Origin of the sequence: Anabaena sp. 90 (genome assembly GCF_000312705.1) — a bacterium.
In the GTDB taxonomy this organism is placed as follows: Bacteria; Cyanobacteriota; Cyanobacteriia; order Cyanobacteriales; family Nostocaceae; genus Dolichospermum; species Dolichospermum lemmermannii.
Map to the genome: position 1 here is coordinate 1779043 of NC_019427.1, position 16674 is coordinate 1795716.

A 16674-nucleotide genomic window follows, 5' to 3' on the forward strand; every position below is an offset into this window, starting at 1 on the left:
TTTGTAAGGGTTTAGCAGTGCTAAACCCCTACCTATAGAATCAAGCCTACGGGAATAATTTAGTAATAAATTTTACCGCCACCCCATTTAGTCCCAACAACTTTTGGTTGGAGGAGAATGTGTCCAGAGATAGCCACCAAGTTATCTTCCGTCAGATTTCGCATTTGTGGGAAAATATCCGCACTCTTGATACTGGGGTGGATTTCAGAAATCTCGGTTTCACCATCATAGGTAGTGGGATTTTTGATATAGTCCACCAAACCTACAATATTATTGCGTTTAGGTAAAGCTCCTGCCAAAGCTTCTGGGTCAAGTCCCACGTTTTGGTTAGTCTTAGTTACACCACCAGCATGGCATTGAGCGCAAGCAAAATTAAAGAGTCTTTTGCCTTCTTTGACTTGTTTTAAACTGAGAACGACGGTATTACCTTGATCATTTAATGGCACCGTACGGATAGCTTCATCTAGTTGCATTGCTGTTGCAGTACCGACAACCATCTGTAATGTCAGCAAAATAGTAGCAACAACAACACCAATTAGTCTTTTAAACATATTTCCCCTCAAAGATTTTATTGAGTCACTGTAATACCAATATCATGTTAGGAGTCCAATTTGTTGCCAAAAATACGATATGTTAGACTCTCAAAATCTAAATTTCTGGATAGGATTGGGGAGACAAAGCTAAAATCGCTATTTTTGGTGTTGTGAAATGGAAATGGTATAGTTGTACTTTTGTTTCGACAATTCACCCACATACACTGAGTATTTGCCTACTGTCCAGTAGCCAGAATGTTTTGGTTTATTCGCAATATCATCATTACTGAGTACACAGAAGCGCCCTCCTGGTCCCTCAACCAATAGTGTTGGCTGTCCTTCAGCCTCTACTGTTAACTGTAGATAAGGTAGTGGCTCTGTCACTTCAATCACTTGACTGGGTGCAGTGGAAGTATACCCGCAATCAGTTTTTGCCTGTCCTCCAGAGATACCAGTTAAAGTTATGGGGTCTATATCAAGAGGATTTTTAATTTTAGTAGTTGGGGGTTGTGGGGGTTGGGCAAAACCGGACTGAGTCAGCAATAAACTCATGGTTAACCCGACGGGAACAACTGTAAATATCCTGAAAGTTTTCATGTTATTTCTATGACCTTAAATGTTGAGAACGCAATTTATGCATATAGTAATCTTGAATAGTCTATATTCTCAAGACGAAGGCAATCAGATGGAGTTCCTATGGGATATTTTCAAAACTAAGGCTGTAATTGACTAAATTAAGAATATTTGGAGGCGGAGAGGATGCCTAAAAAGTATCATGCAAGTAACTGAACAAAATTAATTGCACATTTTTTTCATAAACAGAAATCTCTGTATTCCTTTCCTGTTCCCTCTCCTCAATCTGAAATTTATTTTGCACGACTACTTATATCTGAATTACTGCTTCAGAGTGCGGGAAAGAATGGGAGGATTGCGTTAGGCTGGATAAAACTGAAAAACAACGGGTTGTTCCATCCGTATAAATCCTGTTGACACTCCCCGGTCTAAAGACACGAGGATTCTTGGTTCAACGAGACCACTTAAACTAGATTCCTTGCGTTATCTAGCTCAGAGGTGGGACTCTCCCCAAGCGTTAACTTTCGGTCTGTCCGACCGTAGTTGCATGACTGCAAGTCCTGTTTAACTTGAAACGAGAAAGTTTCAAAATTCTGATTCGTCTAGTTCCTATAAATCTTTTACCTACTGCTAGGAGGAAACTAGAACAATGCAGTAGAACCGCATAGATTTAATTGTCAAGGTACAGAAAAGCCGTTAGGCAGTTAGGTTTTTAGACAGGTTGATTACCCTTCCTGTTACAAATAGTGTAACACTAATCGTCACTGGGGGATAAATCCCCTAGATGGCTTTCATCCCCGTCTTAAAAGACATTGACACCTAAAAACTTTTTGGATTTTTAGGTGTCAATTCCGGGGTTTTCAGCTTATTTTCTTATAAAATTTCCTGATGTTCAAACTAAAACATCCTCAAAACACTAACACAGGGTGGTCTTTGGATCAACGAGATCCAAAGTTCATCGAGTCTATGATGCCTATACTAGGCTTGTTATATAATTTCTATTTTCGAGTCCAAACCAGTGGCTGGGAAAATGTCCCAGATGAGAAAATTCTCATTGTCGGTTCTCATAATGGCGGACTGGCTTCTCCGGACACATCCATGATGTTATATGATTGGTTACGTCGCTTTAGTGTGAAAAGACCGATTTATGGCTTGATGCACCCTAAAGTTTGGGATGTGTTGCCACCGGCGGCGGAAATGGCGATGAAGGCTGGTGCAGTGAGAGCGCATCCGAAAATGGCTTACAAGGCCTTGCGGGCTGGTGCTAGTGTCTTAGTCTATCCTGGTGGCGCTGAGGATGTGTTTCGACCCCATGCAATGCGGGATAAAATTTATTTTGCCCAACGGAAGGGGTTTATTAAGTTGGCACTCCGGGAAAATGTCCCGATTATACCAGCAATTTCCTGGGGATCACATGATACTCTGATTGTCTTGGCTGACATATATGAAATTATGCAGCAATTTCATAAAATGGGGATGCCTTGGCTGTTTGGGATAGATCCTTTGGTGTTTCCTGTTTATCTGGGATTACCTTGGGGATTGGCTTTTGGACCTTGGCCGAATATTCCTTTGCCCGTGCCTATCTATACTAGGGTTTGTCCCCCGATTGTGTTTGCAAGGTATGGAAAAGAAGCCGCAAGCGATCGCATTTATGTGAACGAATGCTATGAATTAGTCAAAAGCAAAATGCAGCAAGAGTTGGATAGTTTAATTCAAGAAGCTGGTCATTAATATTATCCTGGCGGTGCTTTTGTCGCCAGGTATTTTAAAACGTTAATTAGGTATTTGTAGGTGTAACAATTGCCTGTATATTAAGTAAGTGGACGGGAGATAAACAAAACTTGTAACAATATGTAAATTTGCCTCTATGCGTTATTGTGGTTGAGTTTTAGCCATTCCCCAAAACGAAATATATTTTGATTTTCCTCCGCCCACCTACTTGGATTTCATATTGAATATATCAGAGAGTTTTATGGTACAGAAAAAACCGCAATGGTTTGAAACCGCTCTACAAATTAAAGGTTCAGTCATTGCTGCTATCTACAAACGGGTGCTGTTATGTGGTGCTTTTGGAGTTTTAATTTCTCTACTTTATCATCTTCAAATTCCCGTTTCTCAGCCAATTTTAGGGACTGTTATTCCCAGTATTGTTTTAGGTTTATTATTAGTATTTCGCACGAATACAGCTTATGATCGCTTTTGGGAAGGGAGAAAATGCTGGGGGCAATAGTCAATACTACCCGTAATTTAGCCAGACAAATATGGGTATCTATTGATGAAAAAGAACCAGAGGATAAAAATAATAAAATTGATGCCTTAAACTTACTTGTGGCTTTTGGCGTAGCGACAAAACTACATTTACGAGGTGAGCCTATCAATAATGATTTAGAAGAATTAATGCCAGACTCTTACTATATAAAATTAAAGATTATGAATAATCCTCCTTTAGAAGTAGCTTTTTGGATTAGCGATTATTTACAACAGCAATACAATCGTCATTGCATTAATAGTTATCAATTGACATCTCTACAGGAATTATTAAATATCTTGGTAGATAATTTAGGTTCTTGTGAACGAATTTTAAGAACACCAATGCCTCTAGCTTATGCTATTCACCTTAAACAATTATTATTACTGTATTGCTTCCTCTTGCCATTTCAAATAGTTCAGAGTCTTGGCTGGTGGACTGGGTTAATTTCTGCTTTGGTTAGCTTTACGTTATTAGGTATTGAAGCCATTGGTTTAGAAATAGAAAATCCCTTTGGTTATGATGAAAATGACTTACCTTTAGACGCAATTTGCATAACAATGAAACGGAATATTGATGATTTAATCAGCTTAACTCCTACTGTGCATAAATCATGAAATTTCAAATAGCAGTGGCAATTAAAAGAATGCAGAATTTAGAATTTAGAATGACGTTTTGCAACGGGGATTTTACCCCGACGCAAAACCCGCTGCTTGTAGAAGCAGGGGACTTTAACCCCCAAAGGTAAGTTAAAAATCTCATCTTAGATTATCAGGAAATATCAGCTATAAATGGAGATACTGCCTCAACAAATGCCTGAGTATATTCATAGGGCATGACATTTTTGCCAATGATTTTTACTCCCTGACTTTGAGGTAAGCAATTCAGATAATATGCTAATCGTTCGTCGGGAGCTTCTGGTTTACTTTCTTTACTAATACCGCGAGCTTGTTCTCCCACAACCAATAATGTCCGGTGCGAAATTGAGGCAATATCACTACTGTAATCTCTTTGCCAAAATCTCGCTAAAAAAGCAAATACAGCATAACGCCCTCGCATATTTTTAGCATCTGCTATGAGAGTATTTAGCCATTCATCATCAACGTTTTCACTAACAGCAAACAATTTTTCAACAGAGAAAGAATATAAAAATTTGCGGGTACGGGCATAGCGGAAAAAAGCATTACCTATGGGAGATGTAAAAATGCTCCAAAGTAAGTTCTGTTGCCATTTGGGGGCATTTTTAGTAATAACTGGACGAGATGTAGGATCAGATAATACTAACCCAGCAATTAAGTCTTTTTCCAGTTTCACTAATTCAATGGCAACGGGTAATAAAGCTCCTTGGACTACGATAATAACGGGTTGTTTAACCACAGTTTGCAAGAAGTGTTCTAACTGTTTTGCCCAGTTAATTGGTGTATGCGCTAAAGCTGGCATATCACTTTCACCACATCCCAATAAGTCGGGATTATAAATAAGATTTTGGTGCTTTTTATCATACCATTCTCGGCAAAATCGCTGCCAAAATTGCCGTGATAATCCTACTCCGATAGGATGAATTAAAAGTAACGGAATACCTGAAGCAGTAGAATTGAGAGGTTGATGAATTTCATAAGCACAGCGGTAGTTTTGCCAACTATAATACTGGGTTGGAGATGCTGTGGAGTTGCTGATTGTAGATGATGACATGATGGCAATTTTTAATAGTAACTAAAAAATCATGTGAGGATGAATGAATTGATATCCAGCATCTTTCAGTTTTTGATTGGACACCCAGGCATTATATGGGCGGGTATTTTTATTATCTGCATCCCAAATAACATTAGGTAAATTATTTTTTGTCATCACATTATTAAGTAATTCTTTATTCGTGAGATGACTATCATCTACAAGATTATAAATACCTTGTAAGCGCTGCTCACGAGCAAATTCTATTGTACTAACAATGTCATCAAGATGAATCCAATTGCTGATATCTTCCCCATTACCAGGACGGGTTGTTCCTGACGCTCTACTAAATAGTTTTACCAGTTCTCTACCGGGTCCATAAATACCTCCTAAACGTAAAATACAAACGCGGGTATTGTCATTATTTGCTGTTAATAATATATCTTCTGTTTTTCGCAGTAGTTGAGAATTGCGATTAGCTGGTGCTGGTGGGCTTTCTTCGTCTACCCATACACCGTTTCTATCTCCATAAATTGAATAACTACCTGTATATATTACTTGGTGAATATTAGGAAATTGGGGGAGGAGAGAAACTAGATTTTTGGCAGTGTTTACATAAGTTTCTTCATAAGAATCAGCGGTTTTTGCGCCGACACTTAATAAGATAACTTCTTGATTTTTTAATACAGCTTTCAAGCTTTCTAGATCATTACCTGAAGTGACAATAACCCTTTGTGCTACTGCTTCTAAAGTAGATATCCTTTGGGGATTAGTGGTAGTTGCCGTCAGCATAAAATTACTATTTGACTGCCAATATTTGCTAACGGCACAACCGACATAACCACAGCCAATAATTGCAATGTTCATGATCATTAATAGAACTAAAATAATTTATTTTTAACAATTACCAGTCAATCATCAATAGTACAGGAATCCAGAAGCTTTTGGCTAATAAGTATTAGTCTAACTTTAAATTTTCCTACCTATTCAGATGTATAACGGGAGCAGGAAGCCACATTGATAATTAAATTTGGTGAATATAGCAGCCCTATTTTCTATTTAAACTTGACTGATGCACTCAAGCAGCAGGAAATAGATTCTCTCACATATTATGGAGTATGGCTATATTATTAATTTCAGTGGCTATGAACTGTTACTCACTGGTGATTTAGTTTGTAAGTAATTTTAACTTACTTTTTTACTTTTTATCCTCTGAAGTCGTTTTTAGTTATGAATTATACCATCTGGCATGATTGCTCCAGTTAATTTAGCACCAATTAATTTTACCAGCAGGCGATCGCCTGAACGAATTCTCGCCCCTGTCAAGTCAGCACCCCGCAAGTCAGCACCGCTAAGATCCGCACCAATCAAATTAGCCGAGCGTAAGTTGGCATCTCTTAAATCTGCTAACAGTAAGTTAGCTCTAAATAAATTGGCTTCTGACAAATCCGCACCTCTGAGAATCACCTTGTGCATAAAAGTATCACTGAGATTAGAACCGCTTAAATTTGCATAACTCAAGTTTCTTCCTGATAAATCCCGATTACTCAAATTAGCGCGGCTAAAATCTTTACCACTTAAATCTGAATTTGCCTGTGGTTGTTGATAGGTTTTTTGTGGTGAGTAAGAGTATGTAGATGATGGTTTATCGGCTTGAGGTGGTGGAGAATAAGCGGGAGTGGGCTGTTTATTCCGGAAAGAGCGCAATTTATCACGAGCTTCATTAAATAATTTCAGCTTCTCATGTGCCTTGTTTTGTAAGCGCAGGTTGTCTTTGGGGAGGCGGTCCGGGTGCCAAACAAACACTAAATCTTTATAAGCCTGGTTGATTTCTTCAAGTGTGGCCCCTAGCTCTAATTCTAAAATTCTGTAGTACCGCTCCAGTTCGCTGCTCGTCATAGTGTATTGATGAATATTAATTAATAATTGAACAAATGATGAGTTATTTGTTCATTCTACAACTTTCTTATTCAATGAACTTACGTTGAATAGGAGTTTGACTGCTTTTACAGCCACTAGCATCTTGACTAATTTAACTGGTTTACTTGCTATTTTTTCAGCATCAAGGAACACATCTAAATTTTCCAAAATTTACATTACAAAAAAGGGAACAGGGAATAGGGAACAGGGAACAGATAAGAAACTCAAGTTTCACCAGTTTAAAGCTCAGTCAAGAAAAAGATATTTTTCAAAGATGCGTAGCCCGAAAAAAACAGTATCATTCAAAAGCGAAACCCAACAGTATCATATAATTGATTGTTGAGTTTCTTTTGTCAACTTGATCAAATAATGTATTTTCTATGAGCTTATGTGGCAACTTTCATAAAAGAGATAAATTGAGTTTATTGCCAGATTAATAATATTTATTTGCCATATTTTGAGAGAGTTGTAAAAAGGGGTATTCGATATATTAAAAATAAATTTTGTTGCCGCAAAATTTTCGGCAGTAGTATTTGCATTTTTGATAGCAGCTACAATGGACTCATCAACTTTGTTCCAATCAAATTGTTTATCAATAAATACTAAGTAGGTGAACGGAAAAAAACCGTAGACGCGGAGCGGCTTCTCGAAGAGTAATATGTAACGAAAAGTAAAATATTTAGCATGAGCCATACCAGTAATTACCAAATCAGGTTTCAATTCATAAATCCGTTAAATTTGATTGTAATTATCAGGTTTTTCCACAATTCTGAATTTTTGGAAATTGGAAAGTAGATGATTGGGTATTGGGGAATGGGTACTAAAAACAGGTTTTCACCCTGATAGAAAGCCCCCTGATCCCCTGCTTCCTCTCGCCCACCTTCAACAATTAATTGTTGGGGAAGAGACGAGCCATTTCTGATTCATTAAAAACCTCAGATGGCAGTTCTTCCAAATTGTCGTCACCATTCTGAAACGAAGTTTCATCACCCCAGATGTCCGAAACTACATCATCAAATCCATTTTCTGCAGATGTATTCAGCCCAGTCAAAGCATGATCAGGTATTTCCCCAAAGGGATTTTCACCAACTGAAGTGAGGCTATTAAGGCTCTGATCATTGCTTTCATCAGTTAAAGACATGGAAGTAAAGGAAACATGACCAAAATTACCCATTGCTTCTGAGTCATGGGCAATATCTTCATCAGATAAGGAAATATCACCAAAGCCATCATCATCTTGTTCTACAGCCCAAGTCGCTTGTGTTTCGTTTCCCAACTCATTCAGACTCATTTCAGGGATTGAGAAAGATTCCGCTTCTGGTTCAGGTCCATCCACCATGACCACAGCCTGCTGACGGGAGTACATCTGTGGTTCTACTGTAGGACTGAGACGATTACCAAGGGCAATATCGGGGTCAAAATGTAAATTCAGAACTTCAATTAAAGTATCCGCATCTGGATTCAGTTTGGCAAAGGGAAGCATTAGCTGGGCCAATTTCGGTTCTAGAGCATTAATAACTCCCAGGATAAGGTAAGAAGAAGGTCGCTTGCCGCCATCAGGGGTATAAACTGATTCAACAGTCATCTGAAGCGTAATCCATTCACGATTAGCTTGAAAGAATTGCAGCCACTTTTGTTTGATCGAATCGGTAAAACTATCAAAGAAAGCCATAAACCCATCCTGAGAGGTAAAATGTTTGATACAATCATCAAGTCTAATTCCTCTTCAGCATTTCTGGGTTGAACTTTTACTGAATTGAGATAAAAATCTGACAATAAAGAAAAAAGTTCACGATCTGAAGTATCGGAGGGAACAACATTCTCATAGTCATCATCACTGCTGAATTAGTAAATATTTTTAAATTAGAAAATACCTGATATAAAACTTAATAAATGATGCGTAATAGGTAACGGGTAAGGGGTGAAAAAAGAAAGTTCTTCACAACCGACAACCGACAACTAACAATTGACAAATGACTAAAAAACAAAAATTTCCTTACCTACTGGGTTCTAAATGGACTGCACAACAAAAAGTTGATGGCTGGCGACATTTTCAGGTTGTTAACCGTAAAAATCAGGGTAAATGGGTATATGCAGAAATGGTAGCAGCTTGTGATCCTCAAGTGCGCTTTTGGTTAAATGCTAAATTATTGCAAGATAATTCCCAGTGGTATGCTGGGTGGCAAACTTTGCAAGAAATTAATTCTATTGAATCCGATCCAAAAAAGCTAACAAAAGCTAACAATTGTTAGCTAACCCTAATTGATAAAAAAACAAGGGATGATCAAAATATAGGAAAATTTTGATCATCCCTTCCGACTAGATATTTTATTGTAAAATCTGATTCCGACAGTATTCTTGCGTAGGTGTCACAGAAGCAACTTCCACCTCTACAGGTTTCTCTGGAGTGGGGTTAATAATAAACTCACTGGGTCCTTGATGAGGTTTTTGAGAATTTCCCCAGTCATAAGTATAACCTAAACCAGACCAAGGATAATATTCCTTTTTAGCATTGGTGTAGGAATTGGTATATATTGCCTTGACTACAGGACTACTATCAGGAACAGGTAAAGGTAAAAGATTACAACTAGCATCGTTAATTTCTGCATCAATACATGGTCTAGTTAGATCTTCTGCTTTTACCCACATTTCGACAAAATGGGTTTTCGTAGAATATTTATTTAAGATTAATCCCAAATACTGTTGTAACCGCAATGAAAGTTCAACATTATCAGGAATATTGCTATCAATAGCTTGATATTTCTGACAAAATTCTTTCACTTGTGGAACTGCTGTAAACCAAGTTTGATAAGGTAGCAGTTTTTTTGTACCTATTGGCCAATCTGAACTTGGGCTACTTGTATATTTCCAAGTTGACATCAAATATTCTATTTTGCCATTATTTTCTCTCCATTTAACCTGTGGATTATTTGGAGATAAAGCCAAAAGATTATTCACTACTTCATCTGCTAATGGTTGTTTAGCATCTTCAATACTTTCTGCCAATTTTTTTGTCAGAATATTATAAGTTTCTGGTTGATACTGCAATAGATAATCATAGACATTTTGAGTTACTTCTAATTGTGATAATTGGGTTTTTGCTACGGGTGTACTATAGCTAGTCATTCCTTCAGCTAATACCCTAGTTTGCCATCCAAAAACTAAAAATGCACAACAAAGTAAGCCCAAAAATAATTTATGCTGCCAATTTCTCATGATTAATCACTTGGTACGTTAAATTTTCCGTCAAAGATGATTCTACATGAAAACACTATCAATTCTGTAACAATAATTGTTAATAAAACATTAAAAATACTTAAAAAAATATCGTAACCATAAATTTCATATATTCAGAATTTTTACTAGCGTATTAATACTTAAAAAAGATAATGTGTCAGCACTTTTCCAGGACATTGACTAGTAGTCTGTCAGAGGATGTTTGAAAAGTTTTTAATGTATCAATAAACCCCTCTCCAAACCTCTCCCCGACGCGGGGAGAGGCTTTGAAACCCCCATTCCCTTGTAGGGAAGGGGGGAAGGGGGGTTAGGTTTCGGAGATTGTTGGTTTCATCTAATACTTTTCAAACAACCTCTCAGGATAAAAATGATGGACTGTAGTGTGAGCGTCTCGCTCACGCGGGCAAGACTTGTACTGAGCTTGCGATGCCCTGAGCCTGTCGAAGGGTCGAAGTATGCCCGCACTACAAGAGTTTCATAATTCAAGTTTGTACCTCATTAGAAGTCAACAAAAGTATTGCAGGTGAAGTTGCTAGTTTCAAAGGGGTTATGAATATTCCCAGGAAGGAAATTGTCAACAGAAATTAACTACAGAAATTAACTATATTTGCGATATCTGAAATAAAGCTAAAAACGCACATTCCCAAACCAAGCGAGGTTGGGCATAACAAAGTAAATGTTTCCGAGTTTTTTCTAACTGTTGAATAATTTTTGGTTCATGTATTTGTTGCCAATAGTATTGTTGCAGATAATCAATTAACCATAATTGAGCTTCAGTATCTAATTCTTTATCAATTTTCTTGGCTAATTCTAAAGCATGACGGTAAGAAGTCGGGGTTTTTTTCACCTGGGCGATGAACTCGCTAGGAATTTTTTGTAATTGTTGATAAGATAAAATCGCATTTCCTGGACTACCTGCGGCTATATTTAAAACCTCTGGATGTTGCAAAATTTCGGCATTTCCTGTTTGCGTCAATACCTGACTCATCACAGCAATATCCAACCGATAAAAAGGAATCTTTTGACAACGGGATACTAAAGTTGGTAACACAGATTCTGGTGAAGGGGCAATTAAAATTAATGTCGCTTTTCCCGGTTCTTCCAAAGTTTTTAACAACGCATTAGCCGCAGATTCCGCCATTGTTTCCGCTTGTTCTAGGACTATGATATTTCTCTCTGCTGCCAAGGGTGGCCGAGAAAGAAATTGCGTAATTTCTCGAATTTGTTCCAAACGAATCACTGGTGGGGCTTTGCGTTTAACGCCCTTTTCTGCTGCTTCTGCTGGTGTAAGTCTTTGTCCTTGAAATTGATAAGTTGGTTCTACCCACAATAAAGCCGGATGATTTCTTTGACGAATCCGATTTTGTAAAAGGGGAATTTGATCAGGTGCTACAGAACTGGAAAAAAGTAATTCAATAAAACACCGGGCTGCTAAACTTCTACCTACACCATCTGCACCTACAAACATATAAGCAGGTGCAACTCGATTTTGTTTAACAGACTGAGTTAGTAATTCTACTGCTTGCTGTTGTCCGACTAATGGTGAGAACATAAATTATGAAAACAGGCGATTATGTAAAATTTCCTGTATACTTTGTTGCACATTTTCTTGACTATTATTCCCATCTATCCGTACAATCTGAGACGGATAAGATACAGCTAACTCCGTATATCCCCGCTGTACCCGCCGATGAAAAGCAATTGTTTCTTGTTCAATCCTGTCTAATTTAGCTTGTCCACGTTTGCGAGACAGCCCTATCTCCACATCTACATCTAACCAAATAGTTAAATCACTAGCTAAACCACCAGTAGCAATTTGATTAAGTTGATTAATTATACTCATACTTAAACCCCTGCCATAACCTTGATAGGCAATAGTAGAATCAGTATAGCGATCACACAAAATATACTTCCCTATGGCTAAATTAGGTTTTAATTCCTCTTCAATGTGTTGCGCCCTATCCGCAGCATACAATAACAGTTCCGTCACTTCCCCCACGGGCTTATTAAGTGACTTTTCCAATAATAACATCCGTAAATCCTTTCCTAACTCTGTTCCCCCCGGTTCACGAGTCAGCACCACAGATATATTTAAACTTTCTAGCCACTGAGAACACAGTTGCATCTGAGTAGTTTTACCACAACCTTCTACCCCTTCAAATACAATTAATTTACCACTCATATTGTCAAATTTTGCTACTACCGATTTTATGAACTCATTTTCTCACGTCTCAAACCATACCTAATTCCCGAACGACTGTAAAGGCATATAGCAGCTTTCAGCGGTTAGTAGTCAGAACTAAATTACTTTCAGTCTAAGCTTCTATGATTGAAATTAGAATTTCATTTAACTGCATACCGCTATAGTATTTACCTATATTAATTTACCATGACTATAAAGAGTTTATTGTCAACTCCTGAATCTGGCAATAACAAATATTTAACCCCCTTCCAAGTGGAAACCTATAGTTTTTTAAGCATAATCAACCTCCCAGTAGATTGGACTAAATTACGAACTTAGTTAATTACATAAAAAGTCATCAAATCCAAAAAGAACTTACCTGAAAATAAAAAATACAATAATGCCTATAACTGGAGATACCAATGAAAATTTATTCATGTCTTCATTATTTTCACAAAATCACTATCTTTTTTGGACAAAACAGTATTATGATAAATAATAAATAGCAAGCCACTTATATAAACTGGAGATAAAATATAAAATTGCCAATAATGCAACAAACAAAAATTTCTACCAGGGGATTACTTCACCTGGGATTATCTTTTTCCCTATTAACAGGACTTTATGCCTGTGGTAAAGAAGGCAATTCTAGGATCAATCTTGAAAATTTAAATATTGGTGTGAATGTAACACAGATTCAAAAAGTTACCAAACAAAATCAGGACACTACAGTTTACATTCAAGGTAAAATAGAAAAGATTGCTCCTTTAATTCAGAAAAAAGCATATCAAATCAACGACTCAACTGGAAAAATCTGGATTATCACTAATCAAGGCAATTTTCAAGTTGGAGAACAGGTAGTATTGAAGGGTAATGTGCAGTACAAAAGTGTCCCTTTAGCTGGCAAAGAATACGGAGAAATTTATTTAGAGGAAAAATAATTTATGAATAATCAATTAGTTCATGTAGCCGTTACCATTCTCTATCGAGAAAATAAATTTTTGATGCAATTGCGGGATAACATTCCTAATATTATCGCTCCTGGTTGTTGGGCTTTGTTTGGTGGACATATCGAACCTGGAGAAACTCCAGAAATAGCAGTTCAGCGAGAAGTTATGGAAGAAATTGGTTATGAGTTAACTGACTTTACTCAATTTGGAATTTATAGCGATGAAAAAGCTGTTCGTTATGTATTTCAAGCACCATTGTTAATAACAGTAAATCAACTTGTTCTTTCTGAAGGTTGGGATCTAGATTTGTTAACAGCAGAAGATATCTATAGAGGTGAATGTTATTCTCTAAAAGCAGGAGAAGTAAGACCTTTAGCAAGTTTACCTCAGAAAATAATGCTGGATTTTATCAAAAACCTATAGTTCGATTACTCGATTTACAGACCCTTTAAAGTTTTCCAGAAATTTTGCAAAAATTAGACTATTAATAAATTCCATGCAGCCAGTAAACAATCTACCAAATCTACCTAAATGGTTAAATATAGGATTAGCCTTTCCTGTTATTCTTCTGAATGGTTGGCTATTAATTCAATTTATTAACTACTTTCAACCTTTAGTCAGTGTTATCTCTGTCGCTATTCTCTTAGCTTTTGTGCTAGATTATCCGATTAAACTGCTCCAAAAACGTGGAGTACCTCGCATTTTAGCAGTTGTCGTAGTATTACTGTTATCTATTATTATTTTAGGTGCTGTAGGTGTTATTCTCTTACCACTTATTCTGGAACAACTGAATGAGTTAGCTAATCTTCTTCCCTATTGGATTGAATCGGGAACTCAACAAATAGAAGCTTTGCAAAATTGGGCAGCTACCCAGCAGTTACCAGTAAATTTAAGTGGATTAGCTAGTGAATTTTTAGGAAAAATATCTAGTCAACTACAATCTTTGACTGGAAAAATTCTCGGTTTTGCTTTTGATACTATTGGAAATTTATTTAATTTACTAATAGCCATAGTTCTGACTATTTATCTAGTATTGAATGGTGAAGCTTTATGGGATGGAATTTATCTGTGGTTTCCGTCCCAAATTGCTAAAAAAGTTCGAGAATTACTCCGAGAAGATTTTAATAATTATTTCATTGGTCAAGCTACACTAGGTGCTATTTTAGCCGTGTCTATAACATTGGCATTTGTCCTCTTACGAGTCCCTTTATCACTCCTTTTCGGGATAGGAATTGGTTTATTTTCTTTATTTCCTTTTGGGACTGGTATTGGGGTTGGTATTGTCAGTTTATTAATAGCTTTAAAAGATTTTGGCTTAGGATTAGAAGTTGCGGCTATAGGTGTAGCTATTGACCAAATTAATTCTAATATTATTGCCCCACGCATTTTAGGAAATTTAACCGGCTTAAATCCTGTATGGGTGGTCATTTCTTTATTAATAGGCGCAAAATTAGGCGGTGTATTGGGTGTATTGGTTGCTATTCCTCTCGCTAGTTTTATGAAAGATATGGCTGATAGTTGGCGGAATGGTGAATTTAATAAAACCGCTGTTGATAGTGAATATCTGCAAGAATCTTGAATAGCATTGAGATTTTCACAAATTCAACTAGTCTGGTCTAGGGGAAGCTGTAACTACTCCTGGAATTGTTTTTACTGATGCTGATAATGTTATTCCTGATGTGGTGTGGATAAGTAATCAACGTTTAGCAACTTTATTAGATAATGATGGACATTTAACAGGTGCGCCAGAATTAGTAATTGAAGTTCTTTCTGCGGGGGGAGAAAATGAACGTCGAGATAAATAAGTGAAATTAAAACTTTATGCTTCTAGAGGTGTGCAAGAATATTGGATAATTGATTGGCTCTCCATACCTGCGACTAGATACGCCTTTTAGAGCATTTACTATTTGAGAAACAGATAATTTAGGAGGATATTCAATTAGTGTATGGACGTGATTTCCTTCACAATTGAATTCAAGCACTTGAAAATTCATTTTTTCAGCCACCTCACGAAATGTTTTTTGAATTAAATCAATACTTTCACCAGTGAACACAGACCGACGATATTTCGTAACGCAGACCAAATGAATTTTTAAGTCCGTAACGCTGTGTCTTTCTCTTCTGAGGAGACTTGCCATTTTGTGTAGACCAATATATAATTAATTTACAGTCTAATTATATCATTAACGATGAAAGCCAGATATCAATTCCGTTTCTACCCGACAGACCAACAGCAAAAGCTTTTAGCTCAATTGTTTGGTTGTGTTCGCGTGGTTTGGAATGATGCACTGGCTATTTGCAAACAAGTAGAAAAATTACCAAGTAATAACGATTTGCAAAAATTAGTTATTACCCAAGCCAAAAAAACTGTTGAGCGGCAATGGTTGTCCGATGTTTCTAACATTCCTTTGCAACAATCGGTCGCAGATTTGGGAGTTGCCTATAAAAACTTTTTTGATTCTCTAAAAGGGAAACGCAAAGGTAAAAAGTTAGGCCGCCCTAAGTTCAAAAAAAAGACTAATCAGCAGTCAGCACGATTTAGAATCGGTGGGTTTTCAATCAAAGGGGATGAGGTTTATCTAGCCAAAATTGGTAACGTTAGCCCGATTTGGTCAAGAGATTTACCCTCCGCTCCTAGCTCTATTACAGTCATAAAGGATTGCGCTAACCGTTATTTTCTCAGTTTTGTAGTAGAAGTTAAACCCGTAAATATTGATGCTAAAAACCAAAGTATCGGTATTGATTTAGGAATCAAAACTTTTGCTGTTATGAGTAATGGAGAAAAAGCCCAAAGCCCCGATTACTCAAAATTGGATAGGAAGATTCGCAAACTTCAGAAAAAACTAGCGAGGCAACCCAAAGACTCACAACGAAGAAATAAAACCCGAATTCAAATTGCAACACTACATAACGAAATAACTGATACCCGAAAAGACTTTTTGCACAAACTATCCACCAAAATAGTTAGCGAAAATGAAGTTATCGTTTTAGAAGATTTGAATGTATCGGGCATGATTAAAAATCATAAACTTGCTAGGGCGATTAGTCTTCAGGGATGGAGAGAATTTAGGACTTTATGTGCAGCTCAATCACAGAAATTTGGTAGGACATTTCACATTATTAGTAGATGGGAACCGACTAGCCAAATTTGCTCTGAATGTGGCTACAAATGGGGGAAACTTGATTTAAAAATTCGGTCGGTTAAGTGCCTGAATTGTGGGACTGAACACGACCGAGACGAAAACGCCGCAAAAAATCTAAATAAAGCTTGCACTGAGCCAAGCCGAAGTGTCGGGATAGGGCATTGCCACGACTCTAAACGGGCGCAGAGACAGAGTAAGACTAGCAACGGTTAGCGTC

The 16674-nt window shown here is 37.1% G+C and carries 15 protein-coding genes and 4 pseudogenes; 8 read left to right on the forward strand and 11 right to left on the reverse strand.

The window, feature by feature from the left end:
- Positions 1-59: 59 nt before the first annotated feature.
- Both psbV and ANA_RS08010 read right to left on the reverse strand, forming a co-directional pair.
- Entirely contained in the window at positions 60-551 is a 492-nt protein-coding gene (psbV, locus tag ANA_RS08005) for a photosystem II cytochrome c-550 (RefSeq protein ID WP_015079558.1), read from the reverse strand.
- A gap of 138 nt (positions 552-689) precedes the next feature.
- Entirely contained in the window at positions 690-1130 is a 441-nt protein-coding gene (locus tag ANA_RS08010; RefSeq protein WP_015079559.1) for a hypothetical protein, read from the reverse strand.
- 864 nt (positions 1131-1994) lie between these two features.
- On the opposite strand from ANA_RS08010, the gene ANA_RS08015 reads away from it, so the two are divergent.
- Together ANA_RS08015 and ANA_RS08020 are read left to right on the forward strand one after the other, a co-directional pair.
- Positions 1995-2837 carry a lysophospholipid acyltransferase family protein gene (locus ANA_RS08015; protein WP_015079560.1) on the forward strand — a complete coding sequence of 281 codons (843 nt, stop codon included), beginning with the start codon at positions 1995-1997 and terminating at the stop codon, positions 2835-2837.
- A gap of 241 nt (positions 2838-3078) precedes the next feature.
- Positions 3079-3971: pseudogene (locus ANA_RS08020) on the forward strand (bestrophin family protein).
- Between the two features lie 154 nt (positions 3972-4125).
- Here ANA_RS08020 and ANA_RS08025 read toward each other — a convergent pair.
- From ANA_RS08025 to ANA_RS25735, 5 genes and pseudogenes are all read right to left on the reverse strand, one after another.
- Entirely contained in the window at positions 4126-5046 is a 921-nt protein-coding gene (locus ANA_RS08025) for an alpha/beta fold hydrolase (protein WP_015079562.1), read from the reverse strand.
- Between the two features lie 21 nt (positions 5047-5067).
- On the reverse strand, positions 5068-5892 hold the full coding sequence (locus tag ANA_RS08030; RefSeq protein WP_015079563.1) for an NAD-dependent epimerase/dehydratase family protein: 825 nt from the start codon (positions 5890-5892) through the stop codon (positions 5068-5070).
- 357 nt (positions 5893-6249) lie between these two features.
- A complete protein-coding gene (locus ANA_RS08035) occupies positions 6250-6924 on the reverse strand; it encodes a pentapeptide repeat-containing protein (protein WP_015079564.1) in 675 nt (224 codons plus the stop codon).
- A gap of 910 nt (positions 6925-7834) precedes the next feature.
- Complete coding sequence (locus ANA_RS08045; protein WP_015079565.1) at positions 7835-8617, reverse strand: DUF5331 domain-containing protein; 783 nt, start codon at positions 8615-8617, stop codon at positions 7835-7837.
- Between the two features lie 29 nt (positions 8618-8646).
- Positions 8647-8769 (reverse strand): annotated as a pseudogene (locus tag ANA_RS25735) (ferredoxin:protochlorophyllide reductase (ATP-dependent) iron-sulfur ATP-binding protein); the annotation flags it as partial.
- A gap of 149 nt (positions 8770-8918) precedes the next feature.
- Here ANA_RS25735 and ANA_RS08050 point away from each other — a divergent pair.
- Positions 8919-9197 carry a TIGR02450 family Trp-rich protein gene (locus ANA_RS08050; RefSeq protein WP_015079566.1) on the forward strand — a complete coding sequence of 93 codons (279 nt, stop codon included), beginning with the start codon at positions 8919-8921 and terminating at the stop codon, positions 9195-9197.
- Positions 9198-9273: 76 nt separating this feature from the next.
- Here the strand turns inward: ANA_RS08050 and ANA_RS08055 are convergent, their stop codons facing one another.
- The 3 genes from ANA_RS08055 to tmk form a co-directional block, all read right to left on the reverse strand.
- Positions 9274-10161 (reverse strand): hypothetical protein, encoded by an 888-nt coding sequence (locus tag ANA_RS08055; RefSeq protein ID WP_015079567.1) that lies wholly within the window; start codon positions 10159-10161, stop codon positions 9274-9276.
- A gap of 622 nt (positions 10162-10783) precedes the next feature.
- Complete coding sequence (locus ANA_RS08060) at positions 10784-11734, reverse strand: DNA polymerase III subunit delta' (RefSeq protein ID WP_015079568.1); 951 nt, start codon at positions 11732-11734, stop codon at positions 10784-10786.
- A 3-nt stretch (positions 11735-11737) separates the two neighbouring features.
- Entirely contained in the window at positions 11738-12364 is a 627-nt protein-coding gene (gene tmk, locus ANA_RS08065) for a dTMP kinase (RefSeq protein WP_015079569.1), read from the reverse strand.
- 551 nt (positions 12365-12915) lie between these two features.
- Here tmk and ANA_RS08070 point away from each other — a divergent pair.
- The 4 genes and pseudogenes from ANA_RS08070 to ANA_RS08085 form a co-directional block, all read left to right on the forward strand.
- On the forward strand, positions 12916-13305 hold the full coding sequence (locus ANA_RS08070; RefSeq protein WP_015079571.1) for a hypothetical protein: 390 nt from the start codon (positions 12916-12918) through the stop codon (positions 13303-13305).
- 3 nt (positions 13306-13308) lie between these two features.
- The gene (locus ANA_RS08075; protein WP_015079572.1) at positions 13309-13737 is read left to right on the forward strand and encodes an NUDIX hydrolase; all 429 of its coding nucleotides are present in this window, start codon (positions 13309-13311) and stop codon (positions 13735-13737) included.
- 73 nt (positions 13738-13810) lie between these two features.
- Positions 13811-14893 carry an AI-2E family transporter gene (locus ANA_RS08080; RefSeq protein WP_015079573.1) on the forward strand — a complete coding sequence of 361 codons (1083 nt, stop codon included), beginning with the start codon at positions 13811-13813 and terminating at the stop codon, positions 14891-14893.
- Between the two features lie 31 nt (positions 14894-14924).
- Positions 14925-15116 (forward strand): annotated as a pseudogene (locus ANA_RS08085) (Uma2 family endonuclease); the annotation flags it as partial.
- A gap of 60 nt (positions 15117-15176) precedes the next feature.
- Here ANA_RS08085 and tnpA read toward each other — a convergent pair.
- Positions 15177-15452 (reverse strand): annotated as a pseudogene (gene tnpA / locus ANA_RS24320) (IS200/IS605 family transposase); the annotation flags it as partial.
- Between the two features lie 51 nt (positions 15453-15503).
- Here tnpA and ANA_RS08090 point away from each other — a divergent pair.
- A complete protein-coding gene (locus ANA_RS08090) occupies positions 15504-16670 on the forward strand; it encodes an RNA-guided endonuclease InsQ/TnpB family protein (RefSeq protein WP_015079574.1) in 1167 nt (388 codons plus the stop codon).
- The last annotated feature ends 4 nt before the right edge of the window (positions 16671-16674 follow it).

Bases quoted from the DNA above. Each gene is read 5' to 3' on its own strand.
- ANA_RS08090 (WP_015079574.1), top strand. From the start codon at position 15,504: ATGAAAGCCAGATATCAATTCCGTTTCTACCCGACAGACCAACAGCAA.
- psbV (WP_015079558.1), bottom strand. From the start codon at position 551: ATGTTTAAAAGACTAATTGGTGTTGTTGTTGCTACTATTTTGCTGACA.
- ANA_RS08035 (WP_015079564.1), bottom strand. From the start codon at position 6,924: ATGACGAGCAGCGAACTGGAGCGGTACTACAGAATTTTAGAATTAGAG.
- ANA_RS08025 (WP_015079562.1), bottom strand. From the start codon at position 5,046: ATGTCATCATCTACAATCAGCAACTCCACAGCATCTCCAACCCAGTAT.
- ANA_RS08045 (WP_015079565.1), bottom strand. From the start codon at position 8,617: ATGGCTTTCTTTGATAGTTTTACCGATTCGATCAAACAAAAGTGGCTG.
- ANA_RS08055 (WP_015079567.1), bottom strand. From the start codon at position 10,161: ATGAGAAATTGGCAGCATAAATTATTTTTGGGCTTACTTTGTTGTGCA.
- ANA_RS08060 (WP_015079568.1), bottom strand. From the start codon at position 11,734: ATGTTCTCACCATTAGTCGGACAACAGCAAGCAGTAGAATTACTAACT.
- ANA_RS08010 (WP_015079559.1), bottom strand. From the start codon at position 1,130: ATGAAAACTTTCAGGATATTTACAGTTGTTCCCGTCGGGTTAACCATG.
- ANA_RS08075 (WP_015079572.1), top strand. From the start codon at position 13,309: ATGAATAATCAATTAGTTCATGTAGCCGTTACCATTCTCTATCGAGAA.
- ANA_RS08015 (WP_015079560.1), top strand. From the start codon at position 1,995: ATGTTCAAACTAAAACATCCTCAAAACACTAACACAGGGTGGTCTTTG.
- ANA_RS08050 (WP_015079566.1), top strand. From the start codon at position 8,919: ATGACTAAAAAACAAAAATTTCCTTACCTACTGGGTTCTAAATGGACT.
- ANA_RS08030 (WP_015079563.1), bottom strand. From the start codon at position 5,892: ATGAACATTGCAATTATTGGCTGTGGTTATGTCGGTTGTGCCGTTAGC.
- ANA_RS08080 (WP_015079573.1), top strand. From the start codon at position 13,811: ATGCAGCCAGTAAACAATCTACCAAATCTACCTAAATGGTTAAATATA.
- ANA_RS08070 (WP_015079571.1), top strand. From the start codon at position 12,916: ATGCAACAAACAAAAATTTCTACCAGGGGATTACTTCACCTGGGATTA.
- tmk (WP_015079569.1), bottom strand. From the start codon at position 12,364: ATGAGTGGTAAATTAATTGTATTTGAAGGGGTAGAAGGTTGTGGTAAA.